The 2,359-nt window shown below is 60.0% G+C and carries 2 protein-coding genes; both read right to left on the reverse strand.

Annotated elements, in window-relative coordinates; genetic code table 11:
• The coding region (locus ACT8II_RS09280) for a hypothetical protein (protein WP_443813943.1) at positions 1-389 on the reverse strand (389 nt) is incomplete at its 3' end.
• A 210-nt stretch (positions 390-599) separates the two neighbouring features.
• The gene (purB, locus tag ACT8II_RS09285) at positions 600-1,943 is read right to left on the reverse strand and encodes an adenylosuccinate lyase (protein WP_330006657.1); all 1,344 of its coding nucleotides are present in this window, start codon (positions 1,941-1,943) and stop codon (positions 600-602) included.
• Positions 1,944-2,359: the final 416 nt, after the last annotated feature.

Consider the following 2,359-nt stretch of genomic DNA (forward strand, 5'->3'; position numbering starts at 1 on the left):
GTGAGCCTGCCGCCGGAGATTACATTGAACGCGCGGTTGTCCACCTGGACGGTGCATCCGTTCAGGTCCAGCGTGACGGAGACGCCGTCCACGCGACCCGTGGTCATGGTCGTGTTTGCCAGCACCCTGACCGTTTGGCCGTCTTTAGCAGCCGCAAGTGCCTCGTTGAGCGTCGGGTACTCGACGCCGTCAATGCTCGCAACCACCCCTCCGGCGCGCTCGGAAACATCCTCATCGAGAGAGAGTATGGTTGCCTGCTGCTCGGTCGTCCGAACTGTAGGGACGGGCTCCTCATGCGCATACGCCACGGACGGCAAAAAAGTAGCCGTAGATAGCGCCGTGGCCAACACGAGGATAGCGGTTGTACATTTCTTTGTTCCGATACTCATACCCACCTCGTTTCTCTTGGGGTCCGACTTCTCGTTCGTCAACGACGCCATCGGGGCGATCGCGTCGCCGGGTGCTTTCATTGTACAGTTCCAGCACTTGAGCATGGGGCAAAACATTGCCCGTATGACAAAGGGTGCCGCCGACTGTTTCACGCCGGTGGCACCCCTAATTCCCTCGTCTGTATGCAAAACGAGCCATTCCCTTACACGCTAGAAGCTCAGCTGCTCCAGACGCGTAAAGACCGTGTCGATGCGGGTGAGGAAGTCCCACGGATCGAAAATCTCGTCAAGCTTTTCGGCAGGCACCGTGCACTCCGGATCGGCCTCGAGGCGCTCACGCAGCGTCGGGCCATCGACGGCAGCGTGAACATCGTCCCACACGGCCATGGAATTGCGCTGGACGATCTTGTAGGCGTCCTCACGCGTAATGCCCGTGTCCACCAAGGCGAGCAGCACCTTGGAAGAGAAGATGAGGCCGCACGTAAGGTCGAGGTTCGCCTGCATGCGTGCCGGATACAGAATCAGGCCGTCGACGATGCGAATGAGGCAGGTGAGCATGTGGTCGAGCGCGATGAAGCTGTCGGCCTGCGCCACGCGCTCGGCAGAGGAATGCGAGATGTCGCGCTCGTGCCACAGGGCCACATTGTCAAACGCAACCTGGGCATTCGCCTTCACCACGCGCGACAGGCCGCACACCTTCTCGAGGGTGATGGGATTGCGCTTGTGGGGCATCGCGGAACTGCCCTTCTGACCCTTGCGGAAGGGCTCCTCGGCCTCAAGGGTGTCGGTCTTCTGCAAATTGCGAATCTCGGTGGCAATGCGGTCGCAGGTCGCGGCGGTCGTGGCCAACACGCCGGCGAGATATGCATGATGGTCGCGCGAAATAACCTGCGTAGACAGCGGATCATGGGCGAGACCGAGGTGCTCGCACACGTACTCCTCGACAAACGGGTCAATGGAGCTGTACGTGCCCACCGCGCCGGAAATCGCGCCGAACGCGACGTTCTTACGCGCGTCGATGAGGCGGTCGAGGTCGCGCTTGAGCTCCCAGGCCCAGCTGCCGAACTTCATGCCGAACGTCATGGGCTCGGCATGGATGCCATGGGTGCGACCCACGCACAGGGTATTGCGCTCCTCGAACGCACGGCGGCGACAAATCTCGCCGAGCTTGCGTACGTCCTCAATGATGATGTCCGTGGCCTGAACAAGCTGATAGCACAGGGCAGTGTCTCCCAGGTCGGAGCTGGTCATACCGTAGTGCACCCAGCGGCTGGGCTTGGGATCGCCCTCGGGCACATCGGCATCGATGTAGGAGCCCATGTTGGTAAGGAACGCGATGACGTCATGATTGGTGACGGCCTCGATTTCGTCCACCTCAGCCTTGTTAAAAGCGGCGTGCTCGCGGATCCAAGCGGCCTCCTCCTTGGTAATACCGCATTTGCCGAGTTCGGCCTGCGCCTCGCAGGCAAGGACCTCAATCTCCTGCCAAATGGCGTACTTGTTCTCAAGCGAGAAGATGTGGCCCATCTCGGGACGGGTATAGCGGTCGATCATGGCGGCTCCTTTTTGAGTATTGGCACGCAACGTACACGCCTTATTGTACGTGCACGGACTTACACATGCACGCGCTGCAAGAAGCGAACAAAACCACTCGCACGAGACCCCCGCGCTTCCCGCGCACCATGGAAGTGGGGGTGTGTGCCAGGAATCGGGCGAAAATGTAACGAGTTTCCGAAGAGGCCGAGTAGAGCGCCAGTTGAGGCGGCAAACCCCCAGCTCGCAAGCTGTCAAAACCCACGTCTACCCGGCGTATCGAATTCTTCGTTACATTTTCGCCCGATTTGCGGCATCGCCTGATGAAGTTGAGGTCATCAAAAGCGCAAAAGGGTAGCACAACTCGACAAAACTCCGGCATTTGGGCGTGCGGCAGAAATCTTGGAGACCGGGGCCTCCGTCCTTAGGCCGCCAGC

This window comes from Collinsella sp. (assembly GCF_052346665.1).
Classification (GTDB): domain Bacteria; phylum Actinomycetota; class Coriobacteriia; order Coriobacteriales; family Coriobacteriaceae; genus Collinsella.

Bases quoted from the DNA above. Each gene is read 5' to 3' on its own strand.
- purB (WP_330006657.1), bottom strand. From the start codon at position 1,943: ATGATCGACCGCTATACCCGTCCCGAGATGGGCCACATCTTCTCGCTT.